Origin of the sequence: Nonomuraea sp. NPDC049784, from assembly GCF_040659615.1 — a bacterium.
In the GTDB taxonomy this organism is placed as follows: Bacteria; Actinomycetota; Actinomycetes; order Streptosporangiales; family Streptosporangiaceae; genus Nonomuraea.
Map to the genome: position 1 here is coordinate 1 of NZ_JBFAMX010000736.1, position 4,486 is coordinate 4,486.

Genomic DNA, 4,486 nt, shown 5'->3' on the forward strand with positions numbered 1-4,486 from the left:
GGAGAGCTGGCTGGGCGTGTCGATCATCACCGCCGTGCTGTGCCTGGTCAACGTGGCCGCCGTGGCGACCGCCCGGGAGACCTACCGAGTGCCCACCGAGCAGCTCGGCGTCAGGGCCTCGGTGACGGTGTGAACGACTTCCGCGTGTACGCCCTGCGCTACGCCGAGCGCGACGCCCGGCGCGGCGAGCACTTCCACGGCTACGACGCCAGGGGAGCCGAGCCGCATCCCACCGCGTACTACGTCTGGCTGGCCGTCAACGACGAGCACACGATCGTCATCGACACCGGCATCGCCCGGGCCCGGGCCGAGCGCGCCTCCGGGCTGCGTTACCTGGCCTCGCCCGTGGAGGCGCTGGCCCGGCTGGACGTGGCGGCCGACGCCGTCGACCACGTGGTGCTCACCCACCTGCACTACGACCACACCGGCACCGCCAAGGAGTTCACCTCGGCCCGCTACGTGCTCCAGCGGGCCGAGCTCGGCTACTGGACGGGCCCCTGGGCCGAGCGCATCGCGGGGGAGCGCTGGCTGCTGGAGGACGACGACCTCGCCCACCTCCAAACCGCCCGCGAGGACGGCCGCGTGCTCCTGACCGAAGGCGACGCGCCCGTCGTGCCCGGCCTGAGCGTGCACCTGGTCGGCGGCCACACCGCCGGCATGCAGGTGGTACGCGTACGCACCGCCCGCGGCCACGTCGTGCTGGCCTCCGACGCGAGCCACTTCTACGAGAACATCGAGGGCGACCGCCCCTTCCCGATCCTGCACAGCATGACCGGCATGTACGGCGCCTTCGACCGGATCAATGAGCTGGCCGACGGGCCGGACCTGGTGGTGGCCGGCCACGATCCTGAGGTGCTCAAGCGCTTCCCCCTGCTGGACCCCGACATCGCGGTGATCGCCGGCTAGCGACCCTCACAGGCCGAGGTAGATGCTCGTCCAGCAGCATCACCTTGGGACGGCACATCAGCGCCCACCCCACGGCCAGCATCTGCTGCTGGCCGCCGGACAGCGCTTCGGCCAGGCGCCGGCGCATCTCGTGCAGCACCGGGAAGGCCGCGTACACCTCGTCGATGGGCGTGCGCTTCCAACTCGGGCCGTTCCCACCCGCGTCCGCGTCCTGGCCAAGGTGGACGAGGGCACGCTGGCAGGCGGCGTACGCGGCAATCTCGGCCACCCCGGCCACGGCGACGACCACCCGGTCAGCTGGTGCCAGTACTACGACGGCGGCAGGGCCTGGCTCACCACCCTCGGCCACGACGTCAAGGCATGGACCGACGAGCCGCTCGAAGGGGACCAGTACTTCATCCAGCACCTGCTCGGTGGGTGTGAAGTCCGTGCTGGGCATGGCCCCCTTCTGCCGCTGACCCTAAAGAGTTCCGCCGACCAGCAGGGCCAGGTCGATGAGGCGGTTGGAGTAACCCCACTCGTTGTCGTACCAGCCGACGACCTTGACCTGCGAGCCGAGCACCCGGGTGAGCTGGGCGTCGAAGACGCAGGAGGCGGGATCGGTGACGATGTCGGTGCTGACGATGGGCGCCTCGGTGTAGGACAGCAGGCCCTTGTACGGACCCGCGGCGGCCTCGGCGTACGCGTCCTTGACCTCCTGCACGGTGGTCGGGCGGCGGGTGGTGACGGTCAGGTCGGTGACCGAGCCGGTCGGGACGGGCACCCGCAGGGCGAAGGCGTCGAGCCGGCCCTGGAGCTCGGGCAGGACCAGGCCGATGGCCTTGGCGGCGCCGCTGGAGGTGGGGACGATGTTGAGCGCCGCGGCGCGGGCACGGCGCAGGTCCTTGTGCGGCGCGTCCTGGAGGTTCTGGTCCTGGGTGTAGGCGTGAACGGTGGTCATCATGCCGGAGTCGATGCCGACCGCGTCGTGCAGCACCTTGGCCAGGACTCCGAGGCAGTTGGTGGTGCACGAGGCGTTGGAGATGATCGTGTGACGTTCGGGGTCGTAGGCGTCGTCGTTCACGCCGAGCACGATCGTGACGTCCTCGCCGCTGGCCGGGGCGGCGATGATGACCTTCTTCGCGCCGCCGTCCACGTGCGCTCGCGCCTTGGCGGCGTCGGTGAAGATGCCGGTGGACTCGATGACCACGTCCACTCCCAGATCCCCCCACGGCAGGTCGGCCGGGTCGCGCTCGGCCAGCACCTTGACCGTGGTGTCCCCGGCACGGATCACGCCGGGCTCGGCGACGATCTCGCCGGGGAAACGGCCCAGGATCGAGTCGTAGGCCAGCAGGTGGGCCATGGTCGCCACGTCGCCGAGGTCGTTGACCGCGACGATCTCCAGATCGGCGCCCCGGGCCGCCGCCGCGCGGAAGACGTTGCGCCCGATCCGCCCGAAGCCATTGATACCAACACGAACAGTCATATGTGCCTCTCTTCTCGAGGTCTACATCATAAGCATCTTATATAAATTCTCGATATATATTTATGGTGTGAACGACATCTCCGATGACGACCTGGACGTGGACGCCTTCGCCACGGCGATCGAGAACTTCAACCGCTTCTACATCCGTCTCCCCGTGCTGGAGAAGCTGTCGTTCACGACGCTGTCGGTGCTGGACACCCTCGCCTTCGGAGGCAGCCCGATGCGGCTGACCGACCTGACCAAGACCGAGCAGGTCAGCCAGCCCGCCATCACTCAGCTGGTCACCCGGCTGGAGCGCGACGGGCTGGTGGAGCGCCGCCCCGACCCGAGTGACGGACGCGCGGTCCTCGTCCACATCACCGAGGCCGGCCGCCGGATCGGCCGCTCCCGCCACGACGACCGGATGCGCCATCTGGCCCCGCTGGTCGCCCAGCTGACCGCCGAGCAGCGACGGGCGATCGCCCAAGCGCTGCCCGCCCTCACCCACTTGGCCGAACTCGGACGCGCCCAGCGGTCCGGCTGAGTCCTACAGAAGGCGCGCGGCCAGCCGGCTCCACTGGCGGAGCGGCGGCTCGCCCGGGGTTGAGGTGAGCACGTGGAGGCTGACATGGTCCGCGCCGGCGTCGAGGTGTTCGCGTACCCGCTGGGCGATGTCGTCGGGGCTGCCGGTGGCCACCAGCGCCTCGACCAACCGGTCGTCAAGGGATCCGGCGTTGTCGAATCCCAGGTCGCGCAGCAGCGTGAGCCGGTTGGGCAGGGCGGCGGCCGCGTGCTCGCGCGCCAGGTCGGCTGATCGGGAGCGGGATGGGTCGAGGACGACCAGTTGGGTGACCGCGAGCAGCGCCTGAGGGCCGAGCAGCTTCCTGGCGTTGAGGGTGTGTTCGACGGGCATGCCCAGGGGATGGGCGCCCCAGGCCCGTTCGCCGGCGAGCTCGAGCATCTTCGGGCCCAGCGCGGCCAGGACCCGGGGCGGTGCGGCGGCCTGCGGACCGAAAGGGGCGGCGTCCATGGCGTCCAGATAGCCGCGCATGGTCGCCAGCGGCGGGCCGAAGCGGTGGCCGCGCACGTCGGTGACCAGGGCGGGATGGCTTATCCCGAGTCCGAGCAGGAACCGCCCGGGAAACGCCTCGTCAAGGGTGCGCTGAGCGGCGGCGGTGGTGACGGCGTCGCGGGCGTAGACGCTGGCCGCGCCGGTCGCGACGACGGTCCGCCGGGTCGCGGACAGCAGCATGGCGGCCTGCGCCATGGCCTCGCGGCCGGTCGTCTCGGGGAACCACAGAGCCCGATAGCCGAGCTCCTCGACGGCCGCGGCCGCTTCGCGAAGGACGGTGGCGGGGTATCGGTCGGCCTCTCCCGCCCAGATGCCGACCTGCCCGAGATCGGGCGCCCGGCCGCTCACGCCGTGGCCTTCTGGGCGGCCAGGAAGTGCGCGACCTGGGCCGCTCCGGTCCGGGCCAGCCAGGTACCCAGGTCCATCAGGCCGGGGTGCAGCGCGCGGGCGAAGGAGACGTCGGCCCGCCAGCCGCGTTCGTTGAGCCAGGTGTAGGCGAAGGCGAACTCCTCGCCGGCCTGTGCGATCGCCTCGAGCGGGATCTGGACGTAGGGCAGGGGCCGCCCGACGGCCTCGGAGATGACCGCGGCGATCTGGGCCGGGGTCAGCTCGTCCCCGGCCAGGTCCACCGCCCGGCCGATCCAGTCCTGCGGCCGGGCGAAGGCCAGGGCGGCGAAGACGGCGAGGTCGTCGACGGCCAGGATCTGCTGCGGCACGTCCGCCTCGAACGCGGTGGCCACGGCGCCGTCCTGCAGGTGGTAGGCGCCGGTGTAGTTCTCCATGAAGGAGACCGGGCGCAGGAAGGTCGCGGGTAGGCCCAGCCGTGCGATGTGCTGTTCGATCCGCCACTTGCTCACCACGTTCTGCGGCAGCTTCTCGGTGTTGTGACGGCCCGCGCCGGCGACCGAGGCGTAGACCAGGTGCCGCACCTCGGCGGCGTGTGCCGCCTCGGCCACATTCCGGCCCCAGCGCACCTCGTCCTCGGCGGAGAAGCCCGCCGGGGTGCCGGGGGAGCCGACGGTCGGCTGGACGCTGAACATGCCGTAGGCGCCGCCGGCCGCGGC

General features: G+C 71.2%; 6 protein-coding genes and 1 pseudogene. 3 read left to right on the forward strand and 4 right to left on the reverse strand.

The features are described from left to right. Positions 1-129: 129 nt before the first annotated feature. The gene (locus AB0J09_RS57195) at positions 130-906 is read left to right on the forward strand and encodes an N-acyl homoserine lactonase family protein (RefSeq protein ID WP_360711244.1); all 777 of its coding nucleotides are present in this window, start codon (positions 130-132) and stop codon (positions 904-906) included. Here AB0J09_RS57195 and AB0J09_RS57200 read toward each other — a convergent pair. Next, entirely contained in the window at positions 857-1,174 is a 318-nt protein-coding gene (locus tag AB0J09_RS57200; protein ID WP_360711259.1) for an ATP-binding cassette domain-containing protein, read from the reverse strand. The genes AB0J09_RS57195 and AB0J09_RS57200 overlap by 50 nt on opposite strands. Here AB0J09_RS57200 and AB0J09_RS57205 point away from each other — a divergent pair. After that, a pseudogene (locus AB0J09_RS57205) lies at positions 1,142-1,222 on the forward strand (hypothetical protein); the annotation flags it as partial. The gene AB0J09_RS57200 and the pseudogene AB0J09_RS57205 sit on opposite strands and share 33 nt — an antisense overlap. Before the next feature lie 144 nt (positions 1,223-1,366). Here the strand turns inward: AB0J09_RS57205 and gap are convergent. Next, positions 1,367-2,371, reverse strand: coding sequence for a type I glyceraldehyde-3-phosphate dehydrogenase (gene gap, locus AB0J09_RS57210; protein ID WP_360711247.1), 1,005 nt, complete (start codon positions 2,369-2,371; stop codon positions 1,367-1,369). Between the two features lie 67 nt (positions 2,372-2,438). Between gap and AB0J09_RS57215 the strand changes: the two genes are divergently transcribed. Beyond that, positions 2,439-2,894 (forward strand): MarR family transcriptional regulator, encoded by a 456-nt coding sequence (locus AB0J09_RS57215; RefSeq protein ID WP_360711250.1) that lies wholly within the window; start codon positions 2,439-2,441, stop codon positions 2,892-2,894. A gap of 3 nt (positions 2,895-2,897) precedes the next feature. On the opposite strand, the gene AB0J09_RS57220 is transcribed toward AB0J09_RS57215, so the two are convergent. Continuing rightward, entirely contained in the window at positions 2,898-3,770 is an 873-nt protein-coding gene (locus AB0J09_RS57220; protein ID WP_360711253.1) for a TIGR03620 family F420-dependent LLM class oxidoreductase, read from the reverse strand. Next, positions 3,767-4,486: NmrA family NAD(P)-binding protein (locus AB0J09_RS57225; protein ID WP_360711256.1), on the reverse strand; the 720-nt coding region annotated here is incomplete at its 5' end. The genes AB0J09_RS57225 and AB0J09_RS57220, both read right to left, overlap by 4 nt.